Annotated in this window: 17 protein-coding genes, 1 tRNA gene and 1 riboswitch; of the genes, 11 read left to right on the forward strand and 7 right to left on the reverse strand. The window is 72.8% G+C overall.

The window, feature by feature from the left end; all coding sequences use genetic code 11:
• The first annotated feature begins 156 nt into the window (after positions 1-156).
• Positions 157-618 (forward strand): NUDIX domain-containing protein, encoded by a 462-nt coding sequence (locus AC54T2_RS19415; protein WP_496666987.1) that lies wholly within the window; start codon positions 157-159, stop codon positions 616-618.
• A 185-nt stretch (positions 619-803) separates the two neighbouring features.
• Positions 804-1,169 (forward strand): VOC family protein, encoded by a 366-nt coding sequence (locus AC54T2_RS19420; protein ID WP_496666988.1) that lies wholly within the window; start codon positions 804-806, stop codon positions 1,167-1,169.
• 261 nt (positions 1,170-1,430) lie between these two features.
• On the opposite strand, the gene AC54T2_RS19425 is transcribed toward AC54T2_RS19420, so the two are convergent.
• Both AC54T2_RS19425 and AC54T2_RS19430 read right to left on the reverse strand, forming a co-directional pair.
• The gene (locus tag AC54T2_RS19425) at positions 1,431-1,601 is read right to left on the reverse strand and encodes a VOC family protein (RefSeq protein ID WP_186342670.1); all 171 of its coding nucleotides are present in this window, start codon (positions 1,599-1,601) and stop codon (positions 1,431-1,433) included.
• Positions 1,602-2,017: 416 nt separating this feature from the next.
• Positions 2,018-2,106: transfer RNA gene (locus AC54T2_RS19430), tRNA-Leu, on the reverse strand.
• Between the two features lie 80 nt (positions 2,107-2,186).
• On the opposite strand from AC54T2_RS19430, the gene AC54T2_RS19435 reads away from it, so the two are divergent.
• The 6 genes from AC54T2_RS19435 to ribH all read left to right on the forward strand — a co-directional run bounded on the left by AC54T2_RS19435 (position 2,187) and on the right by ribH (position 8,025).
• A complete protein-coding gene (locus AC54T2_RS19435) occupies positions 2,187-3,530 on the forward strand; it encodes a M20/M25/M40 family metallo-hydrolase (protein ID WP_496666989.1) in 1,344 nt (447 codons plus the stop codon).
• A gap of 93 nt (positions 3,531-3,623) precedes the next feature.
• Positions 3,624-3,753: riboswitch (FMN riboswitch) on the forward strand.
• An 81-nt stretch (positions 3,754-3,834) separates the two neighbouring features.
• Complete coding sequence (ribD, locus tag AC54T2_RS19440; protein ID WP_496666990.1) at positions 3,835-4,878, forward strand: bifunctional diaminohydroxyphosphoribosylaminopyrimidine deaminase/5-amino-6-(5-phosphoribosylamino)uracil reductase RibD; 1,044 nt, start codon at positions 3,835-3,837, stop codon at positions 4,876-4,878.
• A complete protein-coding gene (locus AC54T2_RS19445; protein ID WP_186342672.1) occupies positions 4,879-5,499 on the forward strand; it encodes a riboflavin synthase in 621 nt (206 codons plus the stop codon).
• Entirely contained in the window at positions 5,496-6,197 is a 702-nt protein-coding gene (gene pnuC / locus AC54T2_RS19450; protein WP_206054360.1) for a nicotinamide riboside transporter PnuC, read from the forward strand. Before AC54T2_RS19445 ends, pnuC begins: the two co-directional genes overlap by 4 nt.
• Positions 6,194-7,540 carry a bifunctional 3,4-dihydroxy-2-butanone-4-phosphate synthase/GTP cyclohydrolase II gene (locus AC54T2_RS19455; protein WP_496666991.1) on the forward strand — a complete coding sequence of 449 codons (1,347 nt, stop codon included), beginning with the start codon at positions 6,194-6,196 and terminating at the stop codon, positions 7,538-7,540. Before pnuC ends, AC54T2_RS19455 begins: the two co-directional genes overlap by 4 nt.
• Positions 7,537-8,025 (forward strand): 6,7-dimethyl-8-ribityllumazine synthase, encoded by a 489-nt coding sequence (gene ribH / locus AC54T2_RS19460; protein WP_496666992.1) that lies wholly within the window; start codon positions 7,537-7,539, stop codon positions 8,023-8,025. The genes AC54T2_RS19455 and ribH overlap by 4 nt, the downstream gene beginning before the upstream one ends.
• A gap of 19 nt (positions 8,026-8,044) precedes the next feature.
• On the opposite strand, the gene AC54T2_RS19465 is transcribed toward ribH, so the two are convergent.
• A complete protein-coding gene (locus AC54T2_RS19465) occupies positions 8,045-9,064 on the reverse strand; it encodes a zinc-dependent alcohol dehydrogenase family protein (protein ID WP_186342676.1) in 1,020 nt (339 codons plus the stop codon).
• Between the two features lie 198 nt (positions 9,065-9,262).
• Here AC54T2_RS19465 and AC54T2_RS19470 point away from each other — a divergent pair, with 198 nt between their 5' ends.
• From AC54T2_RS19470 to AC54T2_RS19480, 3 genes are read left to right on the forward strand one after another with little or no spacing between them, the layout of a single operon-like run.
• Positions 9,263-9,526, forward strand: coding sequence for a phosphoribosyl-ATP diphosphatase (locus AC54T2_RS19470; protein ID WP_186342677.1), 264 nt, complete (start codon positions 9,263-9,265; stop codon positions 9,524-9,526).
• Positions 9,527-9,545: 19 nt separating this feature from the next.
• Positions 9,546-10,391 (forward strand): ATP phosphoribosyltransferase, encoded by an 846-nt coding sequence (gene hisG, locus AC54T2_RS19475; protein ID WP_186342678.1) that lies wholly within the window; start codon positions 9,546-9,548, stop codon positions 10,389-10,391.
• Positions 10,375-10,863 (forward strand): PH domain-containing protein, encoded by a 489-nt coding sequence (locus AC54T2_RS19480; protein ID WP_186342679.1) that lies wholly within the window; start codon positions 10,375-10,377, stop codon positions 10,861-10,863. The genes hisG and AC54T2_RS19480 overlap by 17 nt, the downstream gene beginning before the upstream one ends.
• Here the strand turns inward: AC54T2_RS19480 and AC54T2_RS19485 are convergent.
• The 4 genes from AC54T2_RS19485 to AC54T2_RS19500 all read right to left on the reverse strand — a co-directional run bounded on the left by AC54T2_RS19485 (position 10,860) and on the right by AC54T2_RS19500 (position 14,089).
• The gene (locus tag AC54T2_RS19485) at positions 10,860-11,777 is read right to left on the reverse strand and encodes an aldose 1-epimerase family protein (protein WP_496666993.1); all 918 of its coding nucleotides are present in this window, start codon (positions 11,775-11,777) and stop codon (positions 10,860-10,862) included. The genes AC54T2_RS19480 and AC54T2_RS19485 overlap by 4 nt on opposite strands.
• An 82-nt stretch (positions 11,778-11,859) precedes the next feature.
• Positions 11,860-12,417 (reverse strand): uridine kinase family protein, encoded by a 558-nt coding sequence (locus tag AC54T2_RS19490; RefSeq protein WP_496666994.1) that lies wholly within the window; start codon positions 12,415-12,417, stop codon positions 11,860-11,862.
• Positions 12,417-13,634 carry an amino acid deaminase/aldolase gene (locus tag AC54T2_RS19495; protein ID WP_496666995.1) on the reverse strand — a complete coding sequence of 406 codons (1,218 nt, stop codon included), beginning with the start codon at positions 13,632-13,634 and terminating at the stop codon, positions 12,417-12,419. Before AC54T2_RS19495 ends, AC54T2_RS19490 begins: the two co-directional genes overlap by 1 nt.
• Entirely contained in the window at positions 13,631-14,089 is a 459-nt protein-coding gene (locus AC54T2_RS19500; RefSeq protein ID WP_186342707.1) for a cellulose synthase, read from the reverse strand. The genes AC54T2_RS19495 and AC54T2_RS19500 overlap by 4 nt, the downstream gene beginning before the upstream one ends.
• Positions 14,090-14,110 lie beyond the last annotated feature (21 nt).

Consider the following 14,110-nt stretch of genomic DNA (forward strand, 5'->3'; position numbering starts at 1 on the left):
CAGCTTCTCGTAGTCACCACGTCCCACCGCAACCTCCTCGAGTTAAGGAAGTGTTGCGCTGACCCCTTGAGAGCACCCCGAGATGCGGTTGCTCGTGATCCGCGTCATCGCGGCGGGTGCGTCCGTCGCCTGCTTGCAGGCATCTAGGGTCAAGTCATGCCTGCTGCGCCCCACATAGCCCGCCTACGCGCCAAGGTGGGGAACGACCTGCTCCTGCTTCCCTCCGTAGCGGTCCTGCCCATCGACGACGACGATCGCGTCCTGTTAGTCCGCCAGACTGACTTCGGGTCCTACGGCACCATCGGTGGCGCGGTAGACGAGGACGAGGCACCCGAGGACGCAGCGCGTCGCGAGGCTTGGGAAGAAATCGGTGCCGAGGTCGAACTCACTGGCCTGGTCGGCGCCATCGGCGGCCCCCAGTTCCGCCTCACCTACCCCAACGGCGACCAGTGCGCCTACGTCAGCATCATCTACAGCGCGCGCCTGGCTCCCGAAGTGACCGTGACACCCGACGGGCATGAGGTCGACCAAGTGCGCTGGTTCGCACGCGGCGAACTCGACCAGCCCATCATCGGCGACTTCGCCAGGAGCACCTTCGCAGCCCTCGGCTGGATCTAGCCCGTCGTCAGGGTTCTCGCCTTGAAGGAGCGTCGACCGTAACGCCCGGATCTGCCGCGTTGAGGACGGCTACGCTCGCCCGGATCTGGCCGCTGATGGTGCGCGTAGCCGCTCTTCTGGGGCGAGCGCCCGCCACCCGGACGAGGCGCCGAAGGCGCCGACTCCCCTTGTGCCACGATGAACGGGTGCCGGCACGTTTCAAAGACATCGCGCTCGACGCGGTCGACCACCAGGCGCTCGCAGACTGGTGGTGCGCCGCCCTTGGCTACCGGCGATCGGATGAGCTGTATCCGCGCGACGAGGGCTGGACTCGGCCGGCGGCGTGGCCGACGCCGATCGTCGACCCGGCTGGGAGCGGACCCCTGATCTGGATCAATCCGGTCGCCGAGCAGAAGTCGGTCAAGAACCGGATGCACTTGGACGTGTACGGAGACTGCGAGGAACTCGTCGAGCTTGGTGCGACCGTCATGCGCCGTCGCGACGCGGAGATCGATTGGGATGTCCTCGCAGACCCGGAGGGCAACGAGTTCTGCGTATTCCAGCCGGAGTGAGTCAGGGGTCGGGCGTCGCGGGGACGGAACCGTACCTGCGGTGGGTAACGATGCGGCGTGCGAGTGCCGCGTCGGGTCGGCAGTCCCAGTTTGTCGTCAGGTGGTCTGACCTCGAGGGCTGGTTCGGCCGTGACGGCACGCCGCAGTGGCCGTGATTTGCACGCTCGTACCGCCGAGAGCGTGCGCTGCGGTTCAACCGGATCTGCCGCGATCAGCTGGACCGGATCTGCCGAGATTCGGTCGCGCTGGAGCGGCGTGCCGCTAGGACCGCTTGGCGACGAACTCCGCCAGGGTGCCCTCGGGGTCGCGGACGACTGCGTTGCGGTTGTTGTTGCCCGCATCATGCGGTGGCGTGACGACTGGCGCACCAGCATCGGCGGGCACCACCAGCGCGGCCACCGGTAGGCCGGTGACGTCGACGTCGACGGCCACGACTCGATTCGCGCCCTAGGCGCGGCGGTAGGGGCCGCCTCGGTCGTGGACGTGAACCCGCCGTTCAAGGCGCCGCGGGTCCGGTCAGGCGTCGATGACGACCACGCGAGGGCGTCTTCTCCGTTCTCGCGTCCTGCCTGCGCGCGGATGTGTCCAGGGTGCGGCATGCGCCGCACGGTCCCTGTACAACTCGCCCAGCCAATGGGGACACACCCCGTCAGACCTCCCCCGGAGGACCTCCGGGCCCAGTGGTTGCCGTCTCGCCGACAGCTGGCACACCGCCGAGGGGACTGTCCGCCAGGGGACTTTCTGCAGGGATCGGTGACGCCCGGATCCGCGTCGAGAAGCAGGTCGGACAACCAGGTCGGGGGAAGCAGTCAGGGCCCCGCTCTCGCGAGGCCCTGACTGTCCAACCGTGGTGTCCGAGGGGGGACTTGAACCCCCACGCCCTAATACGGGCACTAGCACCTCAAGCTAGCGCGTCTGCCAATTCCGCCACCCGGACGAGTGCTGGGAAACAGTAGCAAAGCCGCTTCCCACCAACGAATCGGGGCTGGTGCTCGCTCGTGGGGCAGGATGGGCGGCATGGAACAGGCGCCCCGGGACCTCTCGCAGGACCGCTCGCAGGACCGCTCCTACGACCCTGCGGCGGAGGTGGTGCGGCTGTGCCAGGAGCTCATCCGCATCGACACCTCCAACTACGGCACCGACGAGGGGCCGGGGGAGCGGAAGGCGGCCGAGCACGTCGCGGGCCTGCTCGACGAGGTCGGCATCGACGCCGAGGTCATCGAGGGCCTGCCGGGTCGCGCCAACGTCGTGGCGCGCTGGGGCGGCGGCGACGGCCGTGCCCCGCTGCTGCTCCACGGCCACCTCGACGTCGTGCCCGCGGAGGCCTCCGACTGGCAGGTCGACCCGTTCGCCGGCGAGATCCGCGACGGGCACGTGTGGGGCCGGGGTGCGGTCGACATGAAGGACTTCGACGCCATGCTGCTCAGCGTCGTACGGGCGCGGGCGGCGGCCGGCGCGGTGCCCGACCGCGAGCTGGTGCTGTGCTTCACCGCCGACGAGGAGGCGGGTGGCCACCACGGCGCCGGGGTGCTCGTCGACCAGCACGCCGACTGGTTCGCCGACTGCTCGGAGGCCGTCGGCGAGGTGGGCGGCTTCTCGGCCACCGTGCGCGGACGCCGGGTCTACCTCATCGAGGCGGCCGAGAAGGGCATGGCGTGGATGCGGCTGACGGCCCGCGGCCGGGCCGGCCATGGCTCGATGATCAACGACGACAACGCCGTCACCCGGCTCGCCGGCGCGGTCGCCCGCATCGGCGCGCACCAGTGGCCCGTGCGGCTGACCCCGACCATGGAGGTGCTGCTCGCGAGCGTCGCCGAGCTCGCCGGCACGGAGGCGACGCCCGACAACGCCGAGGCGCTGGTGGAGGAGTTCGGCGACGCCGCCCGGATGCTCGGCGCGGTCATCCGCAACACCGCCAACCCGACGATGCTGCGCGCCGGCTACAAGACCAACGTCATCCCCACCGACGCGCAGGCCACGGTCGACGGGCGCTTCCTGCCCGGCTACGAGGACGAGTTCTTCGCGACGCTGCGCGAGCTCGCCGGCGACGGCATCGAGTTCAACTTCGAGTCCAAGCAGGACCCGTGGGAGACGCCGTACGACGGCGACCTGGTGGCGGCGATGACCCGCAGCCTGCTCGCCGAGGACCCCGAGGCGATCGTCGCGCCCTACCTGATGTCGGGCGGCACCGACGCCAAGCACTTCCGCACGCTCGACATGCGCTCCTACGGCTTCGCGCCGCTGCGGCTGCCGGCCGACCTCGACTTCACCGCCCTCTTCCACGGCGTGGACGAGCGGGTGCCGGTCGACGCCCTCGAGTTCGGCGCGCGGGTCTTCGACCGCTTCCTCGACCAGGTCTGACGGCGCTCGGCCGCGACACGGTGTCGCCCATCTCACCGGTGGAGCCGGGTGAGGGAATGGCTCGCGCTGTGGCAGAGTTGCGCCCACAAGAGCTTGCGTGCTCTGGGGGCGGTGGAACTCCGCACCGGCGGTCACAGTCCGCGACCCGACCACCGCCAGTGGCCGGTTGACCAGGTGGAACTCCTGGACCGACGGTCATAGTCCGGATGAGAAGTGCACGCTGACGGCTCGTACGTCGTCCCCGACCGGGGACCGCGTGCCCCGTCGCCCGCCCCCCGGAGTCCCACACGGACCGGAGGCGGAGATGACGAGCAGCGAGGCGGAGCGGCGCGCGATGCGCCGCGCGCTGGCGATCGCCGTCGCCCCCGGGGTGCCGCTCGGTCCCAACCCGCGCGTCGGCTGCGTGCTGCTCGCGGCGGACGGCTCCACGATCGCCGAGGGCTTCCACCGCGGCGCCGGTACGCCGCACGCCGAGGCCGCCGCGTTGGCCGAGGCCGGCGAGGCGGCACGCGGGGCCACTGCCGTGGTCACGCTCGAGCCGTGCGACCACACCGGCCGCACCGGACCGTGCAGCGAGGCCCTGGTCGCGGCGGGCGTACGCCGCGTCGTCTACGCACAGGCCGATCCCAACCCGGCGGCCAGCGGCGGTGACCGCCGACTGCGCGACGCCGGCGTCGACGTCGAGTCGGGGCTGCTGGCCGCGGAGGCGGAGGCGGTCAACCGCGTGTGGACGTTCGCCGTCATCCACGCCCGCCCCTTCGTCACCTGGAAGTTCGCCACCTCCCTCGACGGTCGCAGCGCGGCGGCCGACGGCACCAGCCGCTGGGTGTCGAGCCGCGCGGCCCGCCTCGACACGCACCGCCTGCGCGCGCAGTGCGACACGATGCTCGTCGGCACCCACACCGTCGAGGTCGACGACCCCCAGCTCACCGTGCGCGACGAGCTCGACCGGCCGGTGGCGATCCAGCCGCTGCGTGGGGTGATGGGGCTGCGCGACCTGGCGCCCGACCGACGGGTCCTCGACGACGCCGCCGAGACGGTGCACCTCCGCACCCGCGACCCCCACGAGGCGCTCGCCCGGCTCCGCGCGCTCGACCGCCAGCACGTGTTCCTCGAGGGGGGACCGTCGCTGGCCCGCGCGTTCCTGCAGGCGGACCTCGTCGACGAGGTGGTCGCCTACGTCGCGCCGATGCTGCTCGGTGCCGGCACCAGCGCCGTCGCGGACCTCGGCATCGAGACGATCGCGGACGCCCGGCACCTGCGCGTCGACGACGTGCACGTGCTGCCCGGCGGCGACGGCGAGGACACCAACATCCGGCTCACCATGACGCCCCTGAGGAGGCACTGAATGTTCACCGGGATCGTGGAGGAGCTCGGCACCGTCGCCGAGGTCACCGACCAGGGCGACGCCATCCGGCTCACCGTCGAGGCCGACACCGTGCTCGAGGGCACCGCGCCGGGCGACTCCATCGCCGTCAACGGCTGCTGCCTCACCGTCTCGGAGATCGGGGACGGGCGGTGGACCGCCGACCTCATGCAGGAGACGCTCGACAAGACCTCCCTGCGCGGCGTCGCGCCCGGCGACCGGGTCAACCTCGAGCGCGCCGTGACCCTCGGCACCCGCCTCGGCGGCCACATCGTCCAGGGCCACGTCGACGGTGTCGGCGAGATCCTCTCGCGCACGCCCAGCGAGCATTGGGACGTCGTGGAGGTCTCGCTGCCCGCCCACCTCGCCCGCTACCTCGTCGACAAGGGCTCGATCACCGTCGACGGCGTGAGCCTCACCGTGGTCGAGGCCTACGACTCCAGCTTCACAGTCAGCCTGATCCCCGAGACCCTCGCCCGCACGACGCTCGGGTCCCGCCGCGTCGGCGACCTGGTCAACCTCGAGGCCGACGTCATCGCCAAGCACGTCGAGAAGCTGCTCGGCGTCCACGCCCCCGCCCGTACGAACGACGAGGAAGAATGATGTCCCTTCTCGAATGGCTCATCCACGGCACCATCCCGGTGGGCGGCGGGGAGCTCGGTGTCCGCGAGGTCGTCGGCAACGTCTTCGGCCTGGCCAGCGCGATCCTCGGCATGAAGCGCCTGGTGTGGGCCTGGCCGATCGGCCTGGTCGGCAACGTGCTGCTCTTCACCGTCTTCGCCACCGGCGAGCTCTCCGGCCAGATCGACGAGCCGCTGTGGGGCCAGGCCGGGCGACAGGTCTTCTTCGCCGCGGTCTCCCTCTACGGCTGGTGGCGCTGGACGCGGGTACGCCGCGCCGGGGGCGCGTCCGACGGCGGAGCCATCGCGCCCCGCTGGGCGACCGGTGCCGAGCGGATCCAGCTGCTCGTGGTCGGCGTCGTCGGCTACGCGGCGGCCTACGTGCTCCTCACCCAGGTCCTGGGCTCCTGGGGCCCGACCACCGAGGCGTGGATCCTCGCCGGCTCGATGCTCGCGACCTACGGCATGGCCCGCGGCTGGGTCGAGTTCTGGCTGATCTGGATCCTCGTCGACATCGTCGGGGTGACCACCCTCGTCCAGGCCGGCTACTACCCCACGGCCGGCATGTACCTCTTCTACGCCGTCTTCGTCGTGATGGGCTTCGTGGTGTGGATGCGGGCCAGCCGCACGGTCGTCGACACGACCGACACCGACCGCAGCAGCGAGGCGGTGTCGGCATGAGCGAGACCCACGAGCCCGCCCCCGACCCCGGACCCGACCCCGTCCGCCTCGACCCGGTCGAGCGCGCCGTCGCCGACATCGCCGCAGGACGTGCGGTCATCGTCGTCGACGACGAGGACCGCGAGAACGAGGGCGACATCATCTTCGCCGCCGCGAAGGCGACCCCGGAGCTGATGGCCTTCACGATCCGTCACTCCAGCGGCGTGATCTGCGTGCCGATGCCGGGCGACATGCTCGAGCGGCTCGAGATCCCGCTGATGACCCCGCACAACAAGGACAAGCTGCGCACGGCCTACACGATCTCGGTCGACGCCCGCGACGGCGTCTCCACCGGCATCAGCGCCGCCGACCGGGCCCACACCGCGCGGACCCTCGCGGACTCCGCCACCGAGCCGTGGGAGCTCACCCGCCCCGGGCACGTCTTCCCGCTGCGCTACCGCGAGGGCGGCGTGCTGGTGCGCCGCGGACACACGGAGGCGGCCGTCGACCTGGCCCGGCTCGCCGGGCTGACGCCGGCCGGCGTGCTGGTCGAGGTCGTCAACGACGACGGCACCATGAAGCGGGGTCCCGAGCTGCGGGAGTTCGCCGACGAGCACGGCCTGGCGATGATCTCGATCGACGACCTGGTCCGCTACCGCCGCCGCCACGAGCGCCACGTCGAGCGGGTCGCCGAGACGCGGCTGCCCACTCGGCACGGCGACTTCACCGCCTACGGCTACCGCATCACCATCGACGACAGCGAGCACGTCGCCCTCGTGCACGGCGACCTGTCCGGCGACGAGCCGGTGCTGACCCGGGTGCACAGCGAGTGCCTGACCGGCGACGTGTTCGGCAGCGAGCGCTGCGACTGCGGCCCCCAGCTCGACGAGGCGCTGCGCGCGATCGTCGCCGAGGGCAGGGGAGTGGTGGTCTACCTGCGCGGCCACGAGGGTCGCGGCATCGGGCTGGTCGCCAAGCTGCAGGCCTACCAGCTCCAGGACGGCGGCCGCGACACCGTCGACGCCAACCTCGACCTCGGCCTGCCCGCCGACGCCCGCCACTACGGCACCGCGACGCAGGTGCTGCGCGACCTCGGCATCGCGTCGGTGCGGCTGATGACCAACAACCCCGACAAGACCGCCAGCCTGGAGGACTTCGGCATCCGCGTGGCCGAGCGGGTCCCGCTGGCGATCAGCCCGACGGTGCACAACGAGGCCTACCTGCGCACCAAGGCCGAGCGGATGGGTCACCACCTGCCCGGGACGAGCGCCCAGGCGCTCGACCTCCCCGCGGAGGCCATCGACCACCAGGCCGAGCACCTCGAGCCGTCCGAGCAGGTCGCAAGAGAAGGAGAGCACGCATGAGCGGAGCCGGAGCACCCACGTCCCAGCCCTACGACGCCAGCGGCCTGCGGGTCGCGGTCGTCGCGGCGAGCTGGCACACCCAGGTGATGGACGGACTGGTCGGCGGCGCCGAGCGCGCGTTGGCGGCGTACGGGATCGCCGATCCGGAGGTGGTCCGGGTGCCGGGCACCTTCGAGCTGCCGGTGGTCGCGGCCGCGCTGGCGCGGGCCGGCTACGACGCGGTGGTGGCCCTCGGGGTCGTGATCCGCGGCGGGACGCCGCACTTCGAGTACGTCTGCTCCGCGGCCACCGACGGCCTGACCCGGGTCAGCGTCGAGCACGCGGTGCCGGTGGGCTTCGGCGTGCTGACCTGTGACACCGAGGAGCAGGCGCTGGACCGTGCCGGCCTCCCGGGCTCGGCCGAGGACAAGGGATGGGAGGCCGCCTCCGCCGCGCTCGACACCGCCTGCGTGGTGCGGGCGGTGTGGGCCGACCAGCCTCGGTAGTCCCCCCCGGGACGGGTGCTCACACCGTGAGCAGCACCTTGATGGCGGTGCGCTGGTCCATCGCGGCGTAGCCTTGGGCGGCCTCGTCGAGCGGCAGGGCGAGGTCGAAGACCTTGCCGGGGTCGATCCGTCGGTCCCAGATGAGCTGGACGAGCTCCGGGAGGAACCGGCGCACGGGGGCGGGGCCGCCGTGGAGGTGGACGCCGGCCATGAACAGCTCGTCGCCGGGGATGGCGACGTCGTGGGAGACGCCGACGAACCCGACGTGCCCTCCGGGGCGGGTCGCGTGGATGGCCTGCATCATCGACTCCTGTGTCCCGACTGCCTCGACGACCGAGTGCGCGCCGAGCCCATGGGTGAGCTCCTTGACCCTGGCGACGCCCTCCGCGCCGCGCTCCTCGACGATCTCGGTGGCCCCGAACTCGCGCGCCAGGGCCTGGCGGTCGGCGTGGCGGCTGAACGCGATGATGCGCTCCGCGCCGAGCTGCTTGGCGGCGAGGACGCCGAGCAGGCCGACGGCGCCGTCGCCCACGACTGCGACGGTCCTCCCCGGCCCTGCCTCGGCGGCGACGGCGGCGAACCAGCCCGTGCCGAGCACGTCGGAGGCGGCCATGAGGGACGGGATGAGGTCGGGCTCCGGCACGCCGGGCGTCTTGACCAGCGTGCCGTCGGCGAGCGGGATCCGGGCGAGCTCGGACTGGGTGCCGATGGTGCCCATCAGGACGCGGTGGATGCAGTAGGCCTGGTAGCCGGACCGGCAGATCTCGCACGTGTTGTCGGATGCCCAGAACGAGCCCACGACGAAGTCGCCGACCTCGACGGTGCGCACGTCCTCACCGACCTGCTCGACCACCCCGACGTACTCGTGGCCCATCACCTGGTCCGCGATCGGCTCCGCGCCGCGATAGGGCCACAGGTCGCTGCCGCAGATGCAGCTCGCGCTCAACCGGATGATCGCATCCGTCGGCTCGACGATGGTGGGGTCGGGGCGCTCCTCGACCCGTACGTCCCCGGGGGCGTGCATGACTACCTGGCGCATGGCGGGTGGCTCCTCTTCGTCCGTGGTCCGTCGTCCTCGGGCAGCTCGTGCCGCCTCGACTTCGAGTCAACCCGCTACGCCCCGCCTACGGGAGCCCCTGAGGGGAGGTCGTCGTCGGGAGGACCCTCCGCGCGCACTGACGCCGGGGACCGGACCGGTGGCCCGGGACGCACCCGGCAGCACCTAGGCTAGGGCCTCGTGAAGACGTTCGAGGAGCTGTGGGCGGAGCTGTCCGCCAAGGCCGAGGAGCGCCCCGAGGGGTCCGGCACGGTCCGCCAGCTCGACGCCGGGGTCCATGCGATCGGCAAGAAGCTCCTGGAGGAGGCCGCCGAGTCCTGGATGGCCGCCGAGCACGAGGGCAAGGACGCCACCGCCCTCGAGATCAGCCAGCTGCTCTACCACGCGCAGGTGCTGATGCTCGCCTCCGGCCTGACCCTCGACGACGTCTACGCCCACCTGTGAGAGCCCCGGTGACCTTCGCATGACCCTCCGCATCGCCATCCCCAACAAGGGATCGCTGTCCCAGGCAGCCACCGACATCCTCCGCGAGTCCGGCTACCGCCAGCGCAGCGACTCCAAGGAGCTCGCGCTCGTCGACACCGAGAACGACGTCGAGTTCTTCTACCTCCGGCCGCGCGACATCGCCCTCTACGTCGGCGAGGGCACCCTCGACGTCGGCATCACCGGGCGCGACCTGCTGCTCGACTCGGGCGCCAAGGCCGAGGAGGTCATGACGCTCGGCTTCGGCCGCTCCCGCTTCCACTTCGCCGGCCCCGTGGGCCGCTACACCTCGCTGGCCGACCTCGAGGGGCTGCGGATCGCGACGTCGTACGTCGGCGTGGTCGAGGACTACCTGTTCCGCCACGGCATCACCGCCACGGTCACCCGCCTCGACGGGGCGGTCGAGACCAGCATCCAGCTCGGGGTCGCGGACGTGATCGCCGACGTCGTGGAGACCGGCTCGACGCTGCGCGCCGCGGGCCTGGAGACCTTCGGCGAGGTCATCCTCGACTCGCAGGCGGTGCTGATCACCCGCGGCGGCGAGGTGCCCGACGACTTCGAGATCTTCCGCCGCCGGATCGAGGGCGTGCTCGTGGCGCGCAGCTTCGTGATGATGGACTACGACATCGAGGAGGAGCACCTCGACCGGGCCACCGAGCTGGCGCCGGGTCGCGAGGGTCCCACGATCTCCCCGCTCGGCAAGCCGGGCTGGGTCGCCGTGCGCGTGATGGTGCCGCGGGCCGGGTCGCAGCGCCTGATGGACGAGCTCTGGTCGATCGGCGCCCGCGCGATCCTGCTGACGGACATCCATGCCTGCCGCCTCTGAGGGCCCGGAGGGCCGCCCGCCGGTCCCCGACGCCGACCTGCCCCGCACGTGGCGCCCCATGGGCGTGCGCCTCGCCGTCGTCGGGTTCGGCCTGGTGCTGCTCGTGGTCTGCGCCGCCGCCTGGATCGGCTTCGGCGACGAGACCCGCGCGAAGTTCAACATCCTCCAGCGACTCACCCTCCTCGCCATGGGGGCGGGGTTCGGGGTGATCGGCTGGGCCCTGGGCCGCGCGCGGGTGACCGCCGAGCGCGCCGGTCTGGTCGTGGTCAACGGCTTCCGCACCCGGCGGCTGGCCTGGGAGCAGGTGGTCGCCGTGCACCTGCGGTCCGGGGCTCCCTGGGCGACGCTCGACCTCGCCGACGGCACCTCCGTCTCGGCGATGGCGTTCCAGGGCTCCGACGGCAAGGCCGCTCGGGACGGCGTGCGCGAGCTGCGCGCCCTGATCGACCGCGCTGGCTCCGAGGGGAGCTAGTCGGCGGGCAGCACGACCTGGATGCCCCACGACACCGACAGCTCGTCGCCCGGCGTGCCCGCCGGGGCGAGGGTGGCCACGTCGGTGCCGGAGTTGAACGCGTCGGCCGGGGCGGTCATCGGCTCGACCGCCAGCGCCGGACGCGTCCCCTCGGCGGGCGGGGTGAAGACCTGCAGCCAGCGGTGGTGCTCGTCGGCCCACAGCGCCACGCCACGGCCCTCGGTCGGCTCCACCAGGGTCACCCGGACCCGTCCGTCGACGTGCTCGAGCCCGCCGAGGCCGTCGTCCAGCACGGTGTCGCCGACCCGGCGCCCGGACCTGAAGTCGTACGCCCCGCTCACGGGCTCGGTGCCGGTCGGGATCCTGCTCTCGTCGAGCACCACCCGGGTCCGGGCCGGGATGGTCAGCTCGAGGTCCTCGACGGCATCGCCGGCGCAGAGGTAGGGGTGCGCCCCACTGGCGTAGGGGGCGGGCTCGGGGGACAGGTTGGTGGCGGTCTGGGTGACCACGAGGCCGTCGGCCGACAGGTCGTAGAGGACGTGCAGGTCGAGCGCCCAGGGATAGCCGGTCTGTGCCATCAGGCGGTGCACCAGGGACACCGAGGTGCCGGTGTGCTCCTCCACCGTCCAGGGCGCCCAGCGCACCAGCCCGTGCGACGCGTTGCCGGTGGCGGGGTCGGTCAGGCCGAGCTGCAGCTCGCGGCCGCCGAACGAGTAGCGGCCCCGGCGGATGCGGTTGGGCCAGGGCATGAGCAGCTGGCCGCGTCCGCCGCTCGACATCGCGGTGCGGTCGAAGCCGTGCACCAGGTCGCGGCCGTGGTGCCGCAGGACCCGCAGCGCCGCGCCGCCCTCGGTGACCACCGCGGTGTAGCCGGCCGCCGAGATCTCGTACTGCTCACCGCTGGGGAAGACCATGGCGGCCACCCTAGGCAGCACGATCCCCCGCGACGGGCACCGCCACGCGCGACGACCGGGCGGGACGTCGTACGCCCTCGCGTCAGCCGGTGACGACCACGAGGTCCGCGTGGGCGCGGGTCTCCAGGCGGTCGTGCAGCGCCTGCTCGTCGAGGCGCCACTGCTCCCAGTGCGCGAGCATCGCCTCGCCGTCTCGGGCGGTCCAGCGAGCCAGGCGCACGTCGGCGGCGGCCTCGACCCACACCAGCAGGCCGGCCAGGTCGGCGATCGCGGGCGACCACGACCCGACGCCCTCGAGCACCAGCAGGCCGCCCGGCTCGACGACGCGCTCCTCGGCCCAGGCGTCGGCGTGCCAGTCCCACCGCCGCCAGCGCCCGTCCCGGCCCGCGGCCAGCGGGCGCAGCAGGCCCTCGACGGTCGCGGGCAGGCCGGGCAGGCCGGACCAGCCCTCGAGCAGCTCGTCGCAGTGCACGACGGTGGCCCCGGGGGCGGCGACGCCGGCCAGCGCCTCGGCCAGCGTGGTCTTGCCCGACCCCGCGGGACCGTCGACGCACACCAGCCGGCCCGGCCCGAGTGTCGGCGGTGCCGCCTGCACCCGCTCGACGACCTCCCGGGCGACCTCGCGGGGGTCGACCCCCATCAGAACGCCTGGTCGCAGCCGCGGTAGGACGGCACGACGTCGGTGACCACGTCACCGCGCACCAGGTGCACGTCGCGGACGTGCTCGAACAGCTCGCCGGACTTGGCGTGGCGGAACCAGACCAGGTCGCCGATCGCGAGGGTGGCCGCCGCGTGCCCGACCAGGGGCGTCTGCACCTCGCCGGCCCCCTCCAGCGAGGTCAGCCGGAGCCCGGTCGGCGCCCACGGCACGGGGGAGCGGTCGGCACCGGTCGCGCCGCTCGCGACGAGGCCGCCGCCGTGCACGGTGGCCGTCGTCGGGTCGGGCCGGCGGGTGACGGGGAGGCCGAAGAACGCGGCCGGGCGCGGCTCGAACGACGCGTAGTGGTCGAAGATCCGCGGCACCAGCAGGCCGGAGCCGGCCGCGATCTCGGTGACGGCGCCGTCGGCGGCCGTGGCCTCCACGGAGCCGGTGCCACCCCCGTTCCAGAACTCCAGCTCAACCAGTGGGGCCAGGGCCTCGGCGATCTCCCGGCGGCGCCCCTCGAGCTGGGACATCGACGCCCGCTTGAGCCTGCGGACCACCATCGACCGGGCCCGCTGCTCCGGCACGGTGTCCTGCACCCCGGCCACCTGGCCCTCGTAGGTCATCACGCCGACCAGCCGGAAGCCGTCGCGCTCGACGACGGTGCGGGCCAGGGCGACCACGTCGGCCGTGTCGAACAGCGGCGACCGCTTCGGCCCGATGTGGCGCCCGCCGAGCCGCAGGCCGGCGTCGACGTCGAGCGCGACGCGCACCGGCACCGCGCGCGAGGCGCGGGTGGCGTCGACGGCGTCGAGGTGGGCCGGGTCGTCGACCATGAGGGTGATGGCGGCGGCCGCGGACGGCGAGGACGCCAGGCGGGACAGCGCACCGGCATCCACCGACGGGTAGGCGACCACGATGTCGTCGCTGACGCCCGTCTCGTGGAGCCAGAGCGCCTCGCGGACGGTGTAGGCGAGCACGCCGGAGAAGCCGTCGTGGGCGAAGGCCCGCCGGATCAGGGAGGGCACCCGCAGCGACTTCGACGCGACCCGGACCGGCTTGCCGCCCGCGCGCCTCACGAGGTCGGCGGCATTGGCGTCGAACGCGTCGAGGTCGACCACCGCGATCGGCGTCGGCGGCGGCTCGGGGAGCGTGGCCACCGCCGCGGTGAGCCGCGACCAGAGGCGGTTGCGCTCGACGAGCGGGTCGCTCACTCGATGCCGCGCTTGCGCAGCAGTGCCTCGATGTCGGCCATCTCGTCGTCGACCGCCGGCTTGGAGGTGGGGCCGGTCCGGGTGGAGGACGCCTCGGGGAGCGAGCCGCGGCGTCCGGTGCGGCCCGGCGCGGCGTCGCCGGCCTGGGCGCGGGCGAGCTGGCGGTCGCGGATGAAGCCGCTGACCACCCAGAGGACCAGCGCTAGGCCGGCCAGCCCGACGCCGGCCCAGGTGCGGACGTCGAAGACCAGGCTGGTCGCCCAGTCGGTGACCGACCCGGCGATGTCGACGACCATCTCGAGGGTGCCGGTCAGCCAGGCGGCCGCGGGCAGGAGCGTGAAGCCCATCGCGCGGAGCCCGTTGGCGGCTCCGCGGCGGCGGAACGCGATCCACGTCCAGATGGCACCCGCCACGGTGAGTGCGGCGGTCAGAGCGGCCCAGGTTGTCCCTTCCACGGGCCCAGAGTCCCACAACCG

Source organism: Nocardioides sp. Z35_8 (assembly GCF_059621125.1).

What these genes read in the sequence shown, in the direction of transcription:
- AC54T2_RS19415 (WP_496666987.1), top strand. Translation starts at nt 157, where the DNA reads ATGCCTGCTGCGCCCCACATAGCCCGCCTACGCGCCAAGGTGGGGAAC.
- AC54T2_RS19435 (WP_496666989.1), top strand. Translation starts at nt 2,187, where the DNA reads ATGGAACAGGCGCCCCGGGACCTCTCGCAGGACCGCTCGCAGGACCGC.
- ribD (WP_496666990.1), top strand. Translation starts at nt 3,835, where the DNA reads ATGACGAGCAGCGAGGCGGAGCGGCGCGCGATGCGCCGCGCGCTGGCG.
- AC54T2_RS19445 (WP_186342672.1), top strand. Translation starts at nt 4,879, where the DNA reads ATGTTCACCGGGATCGTGGAGGAGCTCGGCACCGTCGCCGAGGTCACC.
- pnuC (WP_206054360.1), top strand. Translation starts at nt 5,496, where the DNA reads ATGATGTCCCTTCTCGAATGGCTCATCCACGGCACCATCCCGGTGGGC.
- AC54T2_RS19455 (WP_496666991.1), top strand. Translation starts at nt 6,194, where the DNA reads ATGAGCGAGACCCACGAGCCCGCCCCCGACCCCGGACCCGACCCCGTC.
- ribH (WP_496666992.1), top strand. Translation starts at nt 7,537, where the DNA reads ATGAGCGGAGCCGGAGCACCCACGTCCCAGCCCTACGACGCCAGCGGC.
- AC54T2_RS19465 (WP_186342676.1), bottom strand. Translation starts at nt 9,064, where the DNA reads ATGCGCCAGGTAGTCATGCACGCCCCCGGGGACGTACGGGTCGAGGAG.
- hisG (WP_186342678.1), top strand. Translation starts at nt 9,546, where the DNA reads ATGACCCTCCGCATCGCCATCCCCAACAAGGGATCGCTGTCCCAGGCA.
- AC54T2_RS19480 (WP_186342679.1), top strand. Translation starts at nt 10,375, where the DNA reads ATGCCTGCCGCCTCTGAGGGCCCGGAGGGCCGCCCGCCGGTCCCCGAC.
- AC54T2_RS19485 (WP_496666993.1), bottom strand. Translation starts at nt 11,777, where the DNA reads ATGGTCTTCCCCAGCGGTGAGCAGTACGAGATCTCGGCGGCCGGCTAC.
- AC54T2_RS19490 (WP_496666994.1), bottom strand. Translation starts at nt 12,417, where the DNA reads ATGGGGGTCGACCCCCGCGAGGTCGCCCGGGAGGTCGTCGAGCGGGTG.